Source organism: Bradyrhizobium sp. SRS-191 (assembly GCF_024586915.1).
Classification (GTDB): Bacteria; Pseudomonadota; Alphaproteobacteria; order Rhizobiales; family Xanthobacteraceae; genus Bradyrhizobium.
The window spans coordinates 364,710-380,707 of sequence record NZ_JANBVS010000001.1 but is presented as its reverse complement, the minus strand read 5'-3'; the positions used below and the strand labels follow the sequence as shown (position 1 = coordinate 380,707).

Here is a 15,998-nt window from a genome sequence, read left to right as displayed (position 1 = left end):
TTCATGTCCAACAACATCGAGATTCCGGGTTCAATCGCCAAAGCGCAGCCGCCTTGCGGCTGCACTTTGCCGATTGCCCCGGAATGACGGGGGGTGTGGCGTGAAAGCTTGCACGAATGGCGAAGCGCGGCGGACTCAGCGCGGCAGCGGCTGGGGCCGCGATGCAGGCAGGGCGGTGAGCGCCGTTACGCTCTCCGCAGCCTCACTCCGGCGCGTGGCCACTTCTCCCGCTGCGTCCAGCACCGGGTAGGCCACAGAGCAGATGTGCGAGTGAATGCGGCGGAGGTCGCGCAGCACGTCGAGATGCAGCGACGTCGTCTCCAGCGTCTCGGAGCGTCCTTCGCGCAGCCGTTCCAGATGCCGCTCGGTTGCAGCGAGCTCGGCGTTGCGCAGCTCGGCTTTCTGATCGAGCAGCCGATGCGCCTGCTGGGCATCGCCCGACATGAAGATGCCGAAGGCGATGCGCAGTGATTCCATGATCTGGCGATGGAACGCCTGCAGTTCGTCGGATCCTTCGAGCGAGAACTGGAAACGGCGCTTGATCTTCTTGGTCGCTAGCTCGCTGAGGTTCTTGTCGATGATGTCGCCGATATGCTCGAGGTTGATCGCAAGCGAGATGATCTCCATCGCACGCTTGCCCTCGCGATCGTCGAGGCTGCCGCGCGTGAGCTTGGTGATGTAGAGTTTGATCGCCTCATCCAGCCGGTCGACGATGTTGTCCGTGCGCGAGACCTGATCGACCAGCCCGCGATCATTCGTCATCATCGCGGTCATGACGCTGCGCAGCATGGTCTCGACCAGATCGCCCATACGCAGCGCCTCGCGGGCCGCGTCCGCAAGCGCCAGCGACGGCGTTTCCAGCGCGGTCTCGTCGAGATAGCGCGGCTTGGCCGGATCGACCTCGGCCGGGCGGTCCGGGAACAGCCTGACCAGCAATTTCTCCATGCCGCCGAGCAGGCCGATGAAGACCACGGCCGTGCCGAGATTGAAGGCCATGTGGAACTGGGCCGTGAGCTTCGACAGGTCGGGCTGCCAGAGCTGCAGCTGCGCCGCGAGCGGATGCAGGAACGGCGCGATCAACGCGACGCCGATGATGCGGTTGAGGAGATTGCCGACCGGCAGGCGATAGCTCGCCGGATTATCGCGGCGCGCACCCTCGAACACCGGATTGACGGCGCTGCCGAGATTGGCCCCGAGCACCAGCGCCAGCGCCGCATCTGGTGTGATGAAATGCGAATAGGCGAGCGACATCACGAGGAGAACGCTGGCGACGCTGGAGTGCACGATCCAGGTGACAGCCGCACCGAAGATGATGCACAGCGTGACGTCGGCCGTGATCGCCTGCATGAAGACACGCATCGCAGGCGCCTGTTCGGCGGGCGCGAGGGTGTCGATCAGGATGTGCAGCGACAGCAGCATCAGGCCGAGGCCGATCGAGACCCGGCCGAGGTCCTTGATGCGCGATCGCGGTCCGCTGCGGAACGCCACCAGCCCGAGCACGAACAGCACCGGCGCAACGGCCGCCACATTGAACGACAGCACCTGGACGATCAGCGTGGTGCCGATATTGGCGCCGAGCATGATCGCGAGCGCCGGGATCAGGCCGACGAGGCCTTCCGCCGCGAACGACGTGGTGATCAGCGCGGTCGCGGTGCTGCTCTGGAGCAGGGCGGTCAGGCCGAGGCCGGCCGCGAGCGCGCTGAAGCGGTTGCGCAGCGCGTGCGACAACAGCAGCCGGAGATCCGGTCCGAACGCGCGCAGGATGCCGCTGTGGACCATATGCAGGCCCCACAGCAGCAACGCGACGCCGCCCATCAGATCCAGAAGAGCCATGATTCCCGTTCGTGTCCGCAACCTCTGCAGCGGAGGCTACGCCCAATCGGCTTGGGATCAACGTGATTTTGTCGGCGACGCCTGCCTGATCGCAGGGCGTTCCCTGGTGGTAACGAAGCGGTTAAGCCGCGTTGAAGGCCGCAAAGCCGCGATCGAGATCGGCCTTGAGATCCTCGGTGTTCTCCAGGCCGATGTGCAGCCGCAGCGTGGGCCCGCCGGGCGTCCATGACGTGGCGGTGCGGTAGCTCGTGCAGTCGAACGGGATCGCGAGACTCTCGAAGCCGCCCCAGGAGTAGCCCATGCCGAACAAGGTCAGCGCGTCGAGCATCGCATCAACGGCCGCCTGCGGCTTTGGCTGCAGCACGATGCTGAACAGGCCGGACGCGCCGGTGAAATCGCGCTTCCAGATCGCATGTCCCGGATGACTCTCTAAGGCCGGATGCAGCACCTCGATCACCTCGGGGCGCGCGGCGAGCCAGCGCGCCATCTCCAGGCCGGACTTATGATGCTGCGCCAACCGCACGCCGAGCGTCCGCACGCCGCGCAGGGCTAGGAACACGTCGTCCGGACCGGCGCAGACGCCGAGCAGACGGATGCCCTCGGAGATCAGCGGCCAGGCCTTCTCATTCGCCGAAATCGTGCCGAACATGATGTCGGAGTGGCCGCCGATATATTTGGTGGCCGCCTGCATGCTGATGTCGACGCCCTGGTCGAGCGAGCGGTGGTAGAGCGGCGTGGCCCAGGTGTTGTCGTCGATGACCAGCGCGCCATGCGCATGCGCGACCGCCGCGATGGCCGGGATGTCCGGCATCTCGAAGGACTGCGAGCCGGGCGCCTCGACAACCACGGCGCGTGTATTCGGTTTGAGCAATTGCTCAATTCCTGTGCCGATCAAAGGGTCAAAATACGTCGTCTCGACGCCATAGCGCGCCAGCATTCCGTTGCAGAAATTCCGCGTCGGCCGGTAGATGCTGTCGCAGACCAGCACATGATCGCCGGCCTTGAGGACCGACAGCAGGGTGGTCGAGATGGCCCCGAGGCCGGATGGAGCGATGCCGACGCCGGCGCATTGCGGCCCCTCGAGCGCCATCAGCACTTGCTGCAGTGCCTTCGTCGTCGGGGTGCCGTGACGGCCGTACTGGAATTCGCCGCGGTGCGCGTGCAGGTCCTCGGCCGTGGGATACAGGACGGTCGAGCCATGAACGACCGGGGGATTCACGAATCCGTGCTGCGCCTTGGTGTCCCGTCCCGCCGTCACCAGCCGTGTCTCGACGTTTTGTCGCACCGCCGCAGCGGGGTCGTTCGATGATGCCATCAGTGTGTCTTTTCTCTTGGAAGCGTGCTGGGATAGCTCAAATCAGGCGGGACTGCGGACGTTAATAACAGAATGCAGAACAGGGCCGTCAACCCCTTGACCCGGACCGCCAGTCGTTCTGTGATGCCGTCGCAATTCGATCGCTGCACGTTGAGGGGCTTGCCGCGATTTCCGCTCGATCATGCATGACGGCTCCGTTGTGCATGGTGCACGCCATATTGTTGGTATGGCGTTTGCAGAGGCGGATTCAGGTCGGCCCCAACCACGCGCTGAGATTTCATCGCTCCCCAAGGACGACCGCGAAAGGCTGTATTTATGAAACGCGTCACTCTGGCTCTCACTCTTGCTCTCGCCCCGGTGCTGGCGAGCGTCGGCGCCCAGGCCGAAACGCTCAAGACCGTCAAGGATCGCGGCATGCTCGCCTGCGGCGTCAGCCAGGGTCTGCCCGGATTCTCGAACCCGGACGACAAGGGCAACTGGACCGGGCTCGACGTCGACGTCTGCCGCGCTATTGCCGCCGCGATCTTCAACGATCCGACCAAGATCAAGTTCGTTCCGCTGTCCGCCAAGGATCGCTTCACTGCACTGCAGTCGGGCGAAGTGGACGTGCTGTCCCGCAACACGACCTGGACGCTGTCGCGTGACACCTCGCTGGGCGCGAACTTCGCCGGCATCACCTATTATGACGGCCAGGGCTTCATGGTGAAGAAGGCCCTGAAGGTCAATTCGGCGCTCGAGCTGAACAGCGCCTCGGTCTGCGTGCAGACCGGCACGACGACCGAGCAGAACCTCGCCGACTACTTCAAGGCCAACAAGATGAAGTACGAGGTGATCGCGTTCGCCGGCGCCGACGAGACCGTGAAGGCCTATGAATCCGGCCGCTGCGACGTGTTCACGACCGACGTCTCCGGCCTCTACGCCGAGCGCCTGAAGCTCTCCAATCCGGCCGACCACGTCGTGTTGCCGGAGGTGATCTCGAAGGAGCCGCTCGGTCCGATGGTGCGCCACGGTGACGACCAGTGGTTCGACATCGTGAAGTGGACCCTGTTCGGGCTGATCACGGCCGAGGAAATGGGCGTCACCCAGGCGAACGTCGACGAGATGGCGAAGTCCGACAAGCCCGACTTCAAGCGGGCCTTCGGCACCGACGGAAATCTCGGCGAGCAGCTCGGTCTCACCAAGGACTGGTTCTCGCGCATCGTGAAGGCCGTCGGCAATTACGGCGAGATGTACGACCGCAATGTCGGCGCCGGCTCCAAGCTGCAGATCGCGCGCGGGCTGAACCAGCTCTGGAACAAGGGCGGCCTGCAATACGCACCGCCGATCCGCTAACAGCTGCACGATCTCGGGGCTGCGGCGAATGAGCATCGAAGCAAGGCTACCGCCTCCGCAATATGGGCTTCGGCTGAAGCGCATGCTGGGGGGCAAGGCAGGATGGAACGGCATCATCCTGCAGATCCTGTTCGTCGCAGTCTTGGTGTGGGTTGGCTATGAGATCATAGCCAACGCACGCAGCAACCTGGCCGCCCAACGCATCACGTCGGGATTCGGGTTTCTCAACAACACGGCCGGGTTCGACGTGAACCAGGCCTTGATCAGCTACTCCGGCTCGGACAGCTATAGCCGCGTGCTGATCGTCGGCGTTCTCAATACGCTGCTGGTGTCGGTCATCGGCATCGTGCTGGCGACGATCCTCGGCTTTCTCGTCGCGCTCGGCCGGCTGTCTCCCAATGCTCTGCTGTCGCGTGTGTCGGGCGCCTATGTCGAGCTGATCCGCAACCTGCCTCTGTTGTTCCAGATCCTGTTCTGGTACCTCGCGGTGCTAGCGGCCCTGCCGGGACCGCGGCAGAGCATTTCGCTGTTCTCGACCTTCTTCCTCAACAACCGCGGCTTCATCGTTCCACGTGCGGTCGAGGAGCCCGGCCTGATGCCGTTCCTGATCGCGCTCGGTGTCGCGATCGTCGCCTCGATCGGTCTGCGCTTCTACGCACGACGCGAATTGTTCGTGCGCGGCCATGCGATGCGAATCTGGCCCTACGTGTTGGGGATGCTGATCGGCCTGCCGCTCATTGCGATGCTCGTGTTCGGCGCGCCCATCGCATGGGAGGTGCCGGTGCTGAAGGGCTTCAACTTCGCGGGCGGCTCGCGGATCATTCCCGAACTCGTCGCGCTGACGCTGGCGCTGACGATGTATACGGCGTCGTTCATCGCCGAGGTCGTCCGCGCCGGCATCCTCTCCGTGCACAAGGGACAGATGGAGGCGGGGCTGTCGCTCGGCCTCAGCCGCGGCACCGTGCTGCGACTGATCGTCGTGCCGCAGGCGCTGCGCGTCATCCTGCCGCCGCTGACCAATCAGTATCTCAACCTGACCAAGAACTCGTCGCTCGCGGTGGCGATCGGCTATCCCGACCTGGTGTCGGTGTTCGCCGGCACCACGATGAGCCAGACCGGGCAGGCGATCGAGATCATCGGCATCACGATGGGCGTCTATCTGGCGCTGTCGCTGATCACGAGCGCGCTGATGAGCTTCTACAGCTGGCGCCTTGGCAAGAGACTTGGTGCATGACGATTCGGTGCATGAAGATGATTGAGCGCATGACGAGATTTGGCGCATGACCGATATCACCGCTTCAACCTTCATTCGTCAGGACATGGCCGGGGAACGTCCCGCGCCGGTCAAGACGACGGGCTTCGTCGGATTCGTTCGCACCAAGCTCCTGAACTCGCCGACCAACATCCTGCTCACGCTGGTGAGCGCGCTGTTGATCTGGTTCACCGTGATCCCGGCCTTGAAGTTCATGCTGGTGGATGCGGTCTGGGTCGGCAAGGATCGCGATGCCTGTCTGGCTGAGAACGCAGGGCGTGCGGTCGGCGCTTGCTGGCCCTACGTTTCGGCGAAGTTCGGACAGTTCATGTACGGCTTCTACCCGGAGGCGGAGCGCTGGCGGGTCAATCTGACCTATGTTCTTGCGGTGGTGCTGTTGGTGCCGCTGCTGATCCCGAAGCTTCCGGCCAAGGGACTGAATGCGGGGCTGTTCTTCTTCGCGCTGCCGGTGGTCGCGTTCTTCCTGCTGTATGGCGGCGGCCTGTCTGGATTTGGCGTGAGCTGGACGACCAGCACGCTGCAGCTGTTCGTGGAGAGCATCGATACCGCAGGCAATGCGCTGGTCCGGGCCGGCGAAAGCGTGCCTGTCGTGGGCATGCTGCTGTGGCTGCTCGGCAAGCTCGTCGTCCTGATCGGAACGCTGTTCTCGCTGGTGATCTGGCCGCTGGTCTGGATCCGCCACGAGATTCAACAGTCTCATCAGCCGGTCTGGAATGATCTCATCCTCTCCGCCATCGTCGCCATGGCGCTGGTGTTCGTGATCGGCGGCGGGAGGAGGGCATTGCGCAGCGTCGTCGCGGCGGCTGCGACCTTCGTCGGCATCGGCATCGTCATCGCCCTCATGGGACTCGATCACGGCGGACTGCAGATCGTCGATACCAGGCTGTGGGGCGGCATGCTGGTGACGCTGGTGGTCTCGGTCATCGGTATCGTCGCTTCGATGCCGATCGGCATTGCGCTGGCGCTCGGCCGGCGCTCGACGATTCCGCTGATCCGCATCTTCTCGATCGCCTTCATCGAGCTCGTGCGCGGCGTGCCGCTGATCACCGTGCTGTTCTTCGCGACCTACATGCTGCCGCTGTTCCTGCCCGGCAATGTCAGGGTGGACGGGTTGGTGCGCGCATTGATCGGCGTCGCGCTGTTCTCCGGCGCCTACATGGCGGAGGTGATCCGCGGCGGCCTGCAAGCCATTCCGCGCGGGCAGGCGGAGGCGGCGAGCGCGCTCGGCCTGTCCTGGTGGAAGACGACGAGCTTCATCGTCCTGCCGCAGGCGCTGCGCCACGTCATCCCCGGCATCGTCAACAGCTTCATCTCGCTGTTCAAGGACACCTCGCTGGTGTCGATCGTGGCGCTGTTCGACCTCTTGGGCAGCCTCAAGGCCTCGTTCGCCGATCCGGTCTGGGCGACGCCGACGACGGCCTTTACGGGGTTCGCCTTCACCGGACTGATCTACTTCGCCTTCTGCTTCGGCATGTCACGCTACTCCCTGCTCGTCGAGCGCCGTCTCAACGCGCACCGGCGCCACTGAACACAAGCTCACCCGAGTAACCGACCTATGGCTGCAAATTCGGCTGCTAACTCCATCGTCAGCATCTCCGCGCTCAACAAATGGTATGGCGAGTTTCACGTCCTGCGCGACATCAACATGTCGGTCGGCAAGGGCGAGCGCATCGTGATCTGCGGACCGTCCGGCTCCGGCAAATCGACGCTGATCCGCTGCATCAACGCGCTCGAGGAGTTCCAGGAGGGCGAGATCAATGTCGACGGCATCGACCTCGGTCCGAACCTCAAGCGGGTGGACGAGGTTCGCCGCGAGGTCGGCATGGTCTTTCAGAGCTTCAATCTGTTTCCGCACCTGACCGTGCTGGAGAACTGCACGCTCGCACCGATCTGGGTGCGCAACATCCCGCAAAAGGAAGCCGAGGCGACCGCGATGAAGTTCCTGGAGCGAGTTAAGATCCCGCATCAGGCGCAGAAATATCCGGGCCAGATGTCCGGCGGTCAGCAGCAGCGCGTGGCGATCGCCCGCGCGCTGACGATGAACCCGAAGGTCATGCTGTTCGACGAGCCGACATCGGCGCTCGATCCGGAGATGGTCAAGGAGGTGCTCGACACCATGGTCGACCTCGCCAAGGAGGGCATGACCATGCTGGTCGTCACCCACGAGATGGGCTTCGCCCGCGAGGTCGCCAACCGCGTCGTGTTCATGGACGCCGGCCAGATCATCGAGTCGAACACGCCGCAGGAATTCTTCGCCAATCCGCAGCATGCCCGCAGCAAGCTGTTCCTCAGCCAGATCCTGCGGCATTGAGGAGAGGCGAATAGCGAGCTGCGAATAGGACGATAGTTTGCTCGCTATTCGCTATTCGCGCTCACACGAACGGCGGCGTGATGCCGCTGCGGCGCTCCAGCCATTCCGGCACCGGCAGGTTCTTCGAGCGCATGAAATCCGGATTGTACAGCTTCGACTGATAGCGCGTGCCGGAGTCGCACAGGATCGTCACGATGGTGTGGCCGGGCCCGAGCTTCCGGGCGAGCTGCACTGCGCCGGCGACATTGACGCCGGTCGAGCCGCCGAGGCACAGACCTTCATGCTGCACGAGATCGTAGATCGTGTTGACGGCCTCTTCGTCCGACACGAGGAAGGCGTCGTCGACCTTCGCGGTCTCGATCACCGGCGTCACGCGGCCGATGCCGATCCCCTCGGTGATGGAATCGCCGGGCGTTGATTTGACCTCGTGGTTCTTGAACCAGTTGTACATCGCAAAGCCGTGCGGGTCGGCGCAGGCGGTGACGATGTCCTTGTTCCTGTCCTTGAGGTAGCGGCTCGTGCCGGCGATGGTGCCGCCGGTGCCGACGGCGCAGATGAACGCATCGACCTTGCCGTCGGTCTGCTCCCATATCTCCGGCCCCGTCGACTCGTAATGCGCCTTGGCGTTGTCGAGATTGTTCCACTGGTCAGCGAACAGCACGCCGTTGGGCTCGGTCTTGCGCAGCTCATCGGCGAGCCGGCGGCCGACATGCTGATAGTTGTTGGGATTGCTGAACGGCAGCGCGGGCACTTCGACGAGATCCGCGCCGCACAGACGCAGCATGTCCTTCTTTTCCTGGCTTTGCGTCTCCGGGATCACGATCAGGGTGCGATAGCCGCGCGCGCTGGCGACGACGGCAAGGCCGATGCCGGTGTTGCCGGCGGTGGCTTCGACGACGAGCCCGCCGGGCTTGAGATCGCCGCGCTTCTCGGCTTCCAGGATCATCCATTTGCCGGCGCGGTCCTTCACCGACTGGCCGGGATTCATGAACTCGGCCTTGCCGAGAATAGTGCAGCCCGTTGCCTCCGAGGCACGCTTGAGCTTGATCAGGGGCGTGTTGCCGATCGCCTGAACGACGTCGTTTCTTATGGCCATTTTCAAATACCTTGGGCAGCTTCCTCAACCAGATCTAGGAAGACCCTAGCCCAGTCTCCAGTGCGGCGTAAGCCGCCGGCATCAGGCCCCTGATTTGGCGAACACGACCTGTCGTACGTCGATGTTCCCCGACAGGAAACCTGCTTCGCAATAGGAGAGATAATACTCCCACAGCCGGCGGAAGCGTTCGTCGAAGCCTGATGGCGTCAAGTCCGGCCAAGCCGCGCGAAAATTGTTGCGCCAGATCGCCAGTGTCTTGGCATAATCTTCCCCGAAGATGCGCTCGCGGATGACGGGTATGCCAAACCGTTCGCCGAGCGACTTCAGGATCTGCGGCGTCGGCAGCATGCCGCCGGGGAAGACGTAGCGCTGGATGAAGTCGACTTCGCGCCGATAGTGGTGAAACAGGCTGTCCTGGATGGTAATCGCCTGGACACCCGCGAGCCCACCGGGCAGCAGCCGGTCTCGCAGCTGCGAGAAATATTTCGGCCAGAACTCTTCGCCGACCGCCTCGATCATCTCGATCGACGCGATGCGGTCGTAACGGTCGCGCTCGTCGCGATAATCCTGCAAGCGGATCTCGACCTTCTCGGCAAGCCCGGCCTCATGGATGCGGCGCTGCGCGAAGTCGCGCTGCTGCTCGCTGATGGTCAGCCCCACCACGTTGGTGCCGAACGTCTTGGCCGCGTATTCGGCGAAGCCGCCCCAGCCGCAGCCGATTTCCAGCAGCGTCTGCCCGGGCTTCAGATCGATCGCCTCGGCCAGCCGCTTGTACTTGTTGGTCTGCGCGGCCGTGAGGTCGGTGGTGTGCTCCTCGAACAGCGCCGAGGAATAGGTCATGCTCGGGTCGAGCCAGGACGAGTAGAACGCATTTCCGATATCGTAATGGGCGTAGATGTTGCGCTTCGCCTGGCGCTTGGTGTTGCGGTTGAACCAGTGCCGCACCAGCTGGGCGAACCGGATCAGCGGCTTGTCCTCCAGCATCGATTGCAGCAGATGCTGGTTGACGCAGAACAGATAGAGAAACTGCGTCAGGTCCGGCGTGTCCCAGTCGCCGTTGAGATAGGCCTCGGCGATGCCGATGTCGCCGCCGTTGATGATGCCGGCGGCGAAGCCGTAATTGGCCAGGATCATCGCAGCCGCGGGCCCGGGCTCGGCCCCGCCGAGCCGGATGATCCGGCCGTCGGGCAGGGTGACATCGAGCGTGCCCTTTCGCAGCCGCGAGCCGAAGCCCAGCGCAAGCCGCGGCAGGCGGGGCAGATCGGCGAGCACCTTGTCGACGGTATCGGGAGTGACGGGGATGACGTCCGGCATGGCAGGTCCATTCACGCAAACGGCCCGGCGTCCGAGCCCCCCATGCGGCTGCCGGTGAGGCGCCATCGGGTGGTTGGCTGGAGCAGAGCGCGCTGCCCGTTTCCGGTCAGCGCTGCGATATATAAGCGTGGCTGTCGTTTCTCGCCAAGCCGGTATCGGTTCCCGAACTCGTCGTGCCGCCGCGCGGAACGAGCCGGACGCCCTTGATCCAGAGCCGCAGCGCCTCCCAGTGGATGGCGCCGAAGATCTTCAGGGTGACGAGGGGCAGCGAGCCAAACGTCGCGAGCAAGGCACGCGACGTCAGGCTGCGGCGACGCCCGAAGAAGGTGGCGGCAAGCAGCGGTCCGTCGGCTCCGGTCTCCAGAATCCGCAACTTCACGATGTCGTCGGGCGGCGTGACACGGAAGTGGTAGCGCATCGCCATGTCGATGAAGGGCGAGACGTAGAAGGTCTTGTCCTGCTCCTGGCGCAGCCCTGCCTCGGTGAGGTGGTTCGGCCCGACCGGCAGCACATAGGGCTTGATCTCGCCGAAGGTGTTGCGGACCTCGTAGATCATCAGCGCCAGCGCGCAGTCGCTGCGATAGCAGAAATACACCGACAGCGGATTGAAGACGTAGCCGAGCAGTCGTGGATAGCACAGCAGCAGAACACGTCCGCCGCTGAGATCGACGCCGTGCTCCGACGCGCAGGCCTTCGCGTAGGCCAGCAGCGAGGAGCCGTCGCGCGGCCCATGATCGCGCTCGTGAAAGCTGTAGAGCGCGCGGCGGTTGACGCCGAACAGCGCAGACTGCCGGTCCGCCTCGTCGAGCCGGCCGAGATCAATGAGCAGGCTCATCACCCGATACTGGAAACGATGCGCGGTCGGTCGCATGCGGGCATGCATGACATCGCCGACATAGAGCGCGGCTGCCGACGTCTGAGGTCCGGGTTGGTCGGTATCCATCTCGTGCCTATTCCGCAGCTTCTGCGAGCTCGGCGGGAAGCCCGCGCCACGGCACGGTCGCGCCGAGTGCCTCCGCCACAGCGAGGCCCGAGCGCAGCCCGTCCTCGTGGAAACCATAGCCGGTCCAGGCGCCGCAGAACCAAGTATGACGCTGCCCCTGAATCGTTGCCAGACGCTTCTGCGCCGCAAAGGCGGCAGCGGTGTATTGCGGATGCTCACAGACATATTTGCCGAAAGTCAGCTCCGGGGCCGGAGCGAAGGGGGGATTGAGGCTGACGAACAGCGGCTTGTCGTGGTCGATGCCCTGCAGATTGTTCATCCAATAGGTCACAGCCACGTCGTTCATCGGAACGCCCTCGCGCTGCCAGCGCAGGAAATTCCACGACGCCCAGGCGCGGCGCCGCTTCGGCATCAGCCGGCTGTCGCGGTGCAGATAGATCGTGTTGGGCGAGTATTTGATCGCGCCGAGCACGCTGCGCTCGTGCTCGTCCGCGTCGGAGAGCATGGCGAGGGCCTGGTCGCTATGCGCGGCGATCACGACATGATCGTAGGTCTCGCGGTGGCCGCTACTGTCCTGAACAACGACCCCATGGGCCGTGCGCTCGATGCGCGTGACAGCGCTGCCGAGCCTGACGTGATTGCGGAAGCTCGCCGTCAGCTTCTCGACATAACGGCGGCTGCCTCCCTTGACGGTGCGCCAGACCGGGCGATCATACTGCAGCAACCGATGGTTGCTGAAGAAGGCCACAAAATTCTCGGCCGGAAAATCCAGCATCTCGGACGCCGGCGCCGACCAGATCGCGGCGCCCATCGGCGCCAGATAATCGGTGAGCAGGCGTGGGGCGAAATGGTTGCGGCGGAAATAGTCGCCGAGCGTGAGCCCCTCCAGGCGGCCCGCCTTGAAATCGGCGGTGCTCTGCTCGTTGAAGGTGAGGATATCCCTGAGCATCCACAGATAGGATGTCGACAGCAGGTTGCTCGGTTGGGCGAACAGCCCCTTGGCGGTATCGAGCCAGGTGTCGCCGCCGCCCTTCCATTCGAAGCGGCCGGCATCCGCCGTGACGGCGAAGCTCATGCTGCTGTCGACCGTCTCGACGCCGAGGTGATCGAACAGCGCCGTCAATTCCGGATAATTCAGCTGATTGTAGACGATGAAGCCGATGTCGACCGAGACCGGGGTGCCGGCATAATCGATGGTCACGGTGTGGCTGTGGCCACCTGGACGGAGATCGCGCTCATAAACGGTGATCGGATAACGCTTCGCCAAGGACCAGGCCGCGGCATTCCCCGCAATACCCGTTCCAACCACCGCAACTCGCATAGACGTCCCCCCTCAAGTTCACGTGCAAGTTACGGGGCCGCCGCTAAAGGGTTTCAGAGCGCGTTCCAACCGTCACACCACACCCCAAAATCGCACGCGACAGATGAAATCTTGGTAAGGCTGTCCGCGCGGGCGGACGGCGCATTTGCCGGAAAACCCGCTGAATTACGGGAGAATCGGCGATTCGGAGGGACTCGTCGGGGCGTTGACGGCCCGGGGACAGGGCAGCTGCAGGGCTGTCCGGCGCTATGGGCTGCGGCTAGAATGATTCCCAAGACTACAGGGAAGCATCACGCCAGTGTCCATCGTGCCGATTGCCGTCGACGAGCCTTGCCGCGCGTCCGTTCACACGCGGACCGTCGCCGGAAAGCATGACAACCGCGCGTCGGTTGGCCTGCGGCATTTCGTCCGCTTGATCGCCGCGCTGGGATTGGCGGCGAGCTCCGCCGGTTGTCTGCTGACGCAGGATATCCCTGATCCCGCCCTCGATCTGCCCAAGCGCTACAAGTCCGCGTCCGGGCCGGACATGGCCGCGCCGCCGACGCTGGACTGGTGGCGCGGCTTCGGCTCCCGCGAGCTGACCCAGCTGATGGAGGAGGCGCAGAGCGTCAACCTCGATATTGCCGCCGCCGTGGCGCGGTTCAGGCAGGCCGACGCGCTGGCGCGGCAAGCCGGCGCGGCGCTGCTGCCGAGCCTGTCGACCGGAGGGCAGGAGACCTATTCGCGCACCTCGGGCTCGAGCTCGAGCGGGCTCACCAATGGCGGCCGCGAGGTCGTCAACTACCAGGCGTCGCTGTCGGCAAGCTATCAGCTCGACTTCTTCGGCCAGAACCGCGACGCGTTGCAGGCGGCCGAGGAAACGGCGGTCGCCAACCGTTTCGATCGCGACGTGACCCAGCTGACCACGCTGGCCACGGTCGCCAACGCCTATTTCCAGGTGCTCGCCGCGCAGGATCGCATCCGCACCGCCGAGCGCAACATCGCCAGCGCCACGCGGGTGCTCGATGCGATTCGCGAGCGGCAGAAGGCGGGCACCGGCAACGATCTCGACGTGGCCCAGCAGGAGAGCGTGCTCGCCAACCAGAAGGCCGCGGTGCCGCCGCTGCGCCAGACGCTCGATCAGAACGTCAATGCGCTCGCCGTGCTGGTGGCGCGTTCGCCGGAAGGCATCCGCATCTCCGGCGGGTCGCTCGACCAGATCAGGACGCCGCGCGTCACGCCGGGACTGCCGTCGGAGCTGCTGACGCAGCGGCCCGACATCCGCAGGCAGGAAGCCCAGCTCGCCTCGGCCACCGCGAATGTCGGCAGCGCACGGGCGCAGTTCTTTCCGAGCATCCAGCTGACCGGCAATGGCGGCTACCAGAGTGCCGCGCTGGTCTCGCTGTTTCAGCCGCATGCGGCGTTCTTCAGCCTGGCCGGCAGCCTGACCCAGCCGATCTTCGATGGCGGCCGGATCCTCGGCAATTTCGAGAACGCCAAAGCGCGCCAGGACGAGCTGCTGCAGACCTATCGCAAGACGGTCATCCAATCGTTCACCGACGTCAACAATGCACTGTTCGCGATCAAGCAGACCACGTTGCGGCTGCAACTGCAGCGGCAGGTCGTCGCCTCCTCGCGCCGGGCCTTCGAACTGTCGGAGCAGCAGCTGCGCGCGGGAACCGCCGACATCGTGACCGTCTTGAACACGCAATTGACGCTGTTCCAGGCCGAGGATGCGCTATGGCAGGCGCAGCTCGCGCGCCTGCAGGCGTATGTCAGCCTGTACCAGGCGCTCGGCGGCGGCTGGGAGCCGCGCATGGAGAAGTCGGCCGATGCTCTTTAAACCGGACGAGAAGGGAGCAGGGGCGGTGAAGCGCGTGCGGACCAGCGTGGCCCGCCGGCTGGTCTCGATCACGATCACGCTGCTGGTCCTGGGAGGGCTCGGCTATATCGGCTGGACGGCCATGCAGCAGAAGCAGCAGGCCAACAATCGCTTCGCGCGGCCCGACCTTCCGGTGCCGGTCCTCGCGGCATCGCCTGTCGTCAAGGACGTGCCCGTCTATCTCGACGGCGTCGGCGCGGTGCGCGCGCTGAACACGGTGACGGTGCGATCGCAGGTCGACGGCAAGCTGATCGCGGTCAATTTCGTGGAGGGCCAGGACGTCAATCAGGGCGATGTGCTCGCCGAGATTGATCCCGCGATCTATCAGGCGCAGTATGACCAGGCGGTGGCCAAGAAGGCCCAGGACGAGGCGCAGCTCGCCAACCAGAAGCTCGATCTCGCCCGCTACGAGCAGCTCGCCGCCAGCAGCGCCGGCTCCAAGCAGCAGGCCGACACCCAGCGCGCGGTGGTCGCCCAGCAGCAGGCGCTGATCAAGGCCGACCAGGCCGCCATCGACAACGCGGCGGCGACGTTGAGCTACACCAAGATCGTGGCGCCGCTGTCGGGACGGGCAGGCCTGCGGCAGGTTGACAAGGGCAACATCATCCATTCGTCAGATACGACCGGCCTCGTCGTGATCACGCAGTTGCAGCCGATCGCGGTGCAGTTCAGCCTGCCGCAACAGCAGATCATGCGGGTCAATGCCGCCTCCGCGAAGGGGGCGCTCGCCGTCGACGTGTTCGGCAATGACGGCGTGACGGTGATCGATACCGGCACGTTGCGCGGCATCGACAACCAGGTCGATCAGACCACCGGCACACTGAAGCTGAAGGCGGAGTTTCCCAATGCCAAGTTTCAGCTCTGGCCCGGCCAGTTCGTGAATGTCCGTCTCAAGGTCGAGACGCTGACGCAGGCGTTGACGGTGCCAACCTCGGCCGTGCAGCGCGGGCCCGCCGGTACGTTCAGCTACGTGATCGGCGAGGGCGACATCGCCTCGGCGCATCCGGTGACGGTGGTGCAGCAGAACGAGAGCGAGGCGGTGATTGCGAGCGGCTTGAGCCCGTCCGATCGCGTGATCACGACCGGCTTCGCCAATCTCTCCGACGGCGCCAAGGTCGTGGTCGGCCGCGCCGACCAGGCGCCGCAGGTCGACCTCGCGCCGCGCAAGCGCGGCCGCAATCCTCAAGGAAAGGATCAAGCCAAGGACCAAGCCAAGGACCAGGCGAGAGATCCGGCAAAGGACCAGGCAAAGGAGGGCGGTGTGCCTCCGGACGGGGCGCCGAAGGATGGCGAGCGTCGCCGGCGACCGCAAGCCGAAGGGGCATCCGATGCGTCCGGGGCGCCTTCGAAGGGCGGTGGCGAGCAGGGGCGTGGTGCGAGGCCGCAGCCATGACGCAAC

Annotated in this window: 12 protein-coding genes; 6 read left to right on the top strand and 6 right to left on the bottom strand. The window is 64.6% G+C overall.

Annotated elements, in window-relative coordinates; translation table 11 throughout:
• Positions 1 to 135: 135 nt before the first annotated feature.
• Complete coding sequence (locus NLR35_RS01930) at positions 136 to 1,833, bottom strand: Na/Pi cotransporter family protein (RefSeq protein WP_257164869.1); 1,698 nt, start codon at positions 1,831 to 1,833, stop codon at positions 136 to 138.
• 121 nt (positions 1,834 to 1,954) lie between these two features.
• On the bottom strand, positions 1,955 to 3,148 hold the full coding sequence (gene metC, locus NLR35_RS01925; protein ID WP_257164868.1) for a cystathionine beta-lyase: 1,194 nt from the start codon (positions 3,146 to 3,148) through the stop codon (positions 1,955 to 1,957).
• A 315-nt stretch (positions 3,149 to 3,463) separates the two neighbouring features.
• On the opposite strand from metC, the gene NLR35_RS01920 reads away from it, so the two are divergent.
• From NLR35_RS01920 to NLR35_RS01905, 4 genes are read left to right on the top strand one after another with little or no spacing between them, the layout of a single operon-like run.
• Positions 3,464 to 4,480, top strand: coding sequence for an amino acid ABC transporter substrate-binding protein (locus NLR35_RS01920; RefSeq protein ID WP_257164867.1), 1,017 nt, complete (start codon positions 3,464 to 3,466; stop codon positions 4,478 to 4,480).
• 28 nt (positions 4,481 to 4,508) lie between these two features.
• On the top strand, positions 4,509 to 5,714 hold the full coding sequence (locus NLR35_RS01915; protein WP_257164866.1) for an amino acid ABC transporter permease: 1,206 nt from the start codon (positions 4,509 to 4,511) through the stop codon (positions 5,712 to 5,714).
• A gap of 46 nt (positions 5,715 to 5,760) precedes the next feature.
• Positions 5,761 to 7,281: an amino acid ABC transporter permease gene (locus NLR35_RS01910; RefSeq protein ID WP_257164865.1), complete on the top strand. Its 1,521-nt coding sequence runs from the start codon at positions 5,761 to 5,763 to the stop codon at positions 7,279 to 7,281.
• A gap of 27 nt (positions 7,282 to 7,308) precedes the next feature.
• Positions 7,309 to 8,064, top strand: coding sequence for an amino acid ABC transporter ATP-binding protein (locus NLR35_RS01905; RefSeq protein WP_306577192.1), 756 nt, complete (start codon positions 7,309 to 7,311; stop codon positions 8,062 to 8,064).
• Positions 8,065 to 8,125: 61 nt separating this feature from the next.
• Here NLR35_RS01905 and NLR35_RS01900 read toward each other — a convergent pair whose 3' ends face one another.
• The 4 genes from NLR35_RS01900 to NLR35_RS01885 all read right to left on the bottom strand — a co-directional run bounded on the left by NLR35_RS01900 (position 8,126) and on the right by NLR35_RS01885 (position 12,738).
• Positions 8,126 to 9,160, bottom strand: coding sequence for a cysteine synthase A (locus NLR35_RS01900; protein ID WP_257164864.1), 1,035 nt, complete (start codon positions 9,158 to 9,160; stop codon positions 8,126 to 8,128).
• Between the two features lie 81 nt (positions 9,161 to 9,241).
• The gene (locus tag NLR35_RS01895) at positions 9,242 to 10,474 is read right to left on the bottom strand and encodes a cyclopropane-fatty-acyl-phospholipid synthase family protein (RefSeq protein ID WP_257164863.1); all 1,233 of its coding nucleotides are present in this window, start codon (positions 10,472 to 10,474) and stop codon (positions 9,242 to 9,244) included.
• Positions 10,475 to 10,580: 106 nt separating this feature from the next.
• The gene (locus tag NLR35_RS01890; RefSeq protein ID WP_257164862.1) at positions 10,581 to 11,417 is read right to left on the bottom strand and encodes a DUF1365 domain-containing protein; all 837 of its coding nucleotides are present in this window, start codon (positions 11,415 to 11,417) and stop codon (positions 10,581 to 10,583) included.
• Between the two features lie 7 nt (positions 11,418 to 11,424).
• Complete coding sequence (locus NLR35_RS01885) at positions 11,425 to 12,738, bottom strand: NAD(P)/FAD-dependent oxidoreductase (protein WP_257164861.1); 1,314 nt, start codon at positions 12,736 to 12,738, stop codon at positions 11,425 to 11,427.
• A gap of 298 nt (positions 12,739 to 13,036) precedes the next feature.
• On the opposite strand from NLR35_RS01885, the gene NLR35_RS01880 reads away from it, so the two are divergent.
• Both NLR35_RS01880 and NLR35_RS01875 read left to right on the top strand, forming a co-directional pair.
• Entirely contained in the window at positions 13,037 to 14,560 is a 1,524-nt protein-coding gene (locus NLR35_RS01880) for an efflux transporter outer membrane subunit (RefSeq protein ID WP_257164860.1), read from the top strand.
• Positions 14,550 to 15,992 carry an efflux RND transporter periplasmic adaptor subunit gene (locus tag NLR35_RS01875; RefSeq protein ID WP_257164859.1) on the top strand — a complete coding sequence of 481 codons (1,443 nt, stop codon included), beginning with the start codon at positions 14,550 to 14,552 and terminating at the stop codon, positions 15,990 to 15,992. The genes NLR35_RS01880 and NLR35_RS01875 overlap by 11 nt, the downstream gene beginning before the upstream one ends.
• The last annotated feature ends 6 nt before the right edge of the window (positions 15,993 to 15,998 follow it).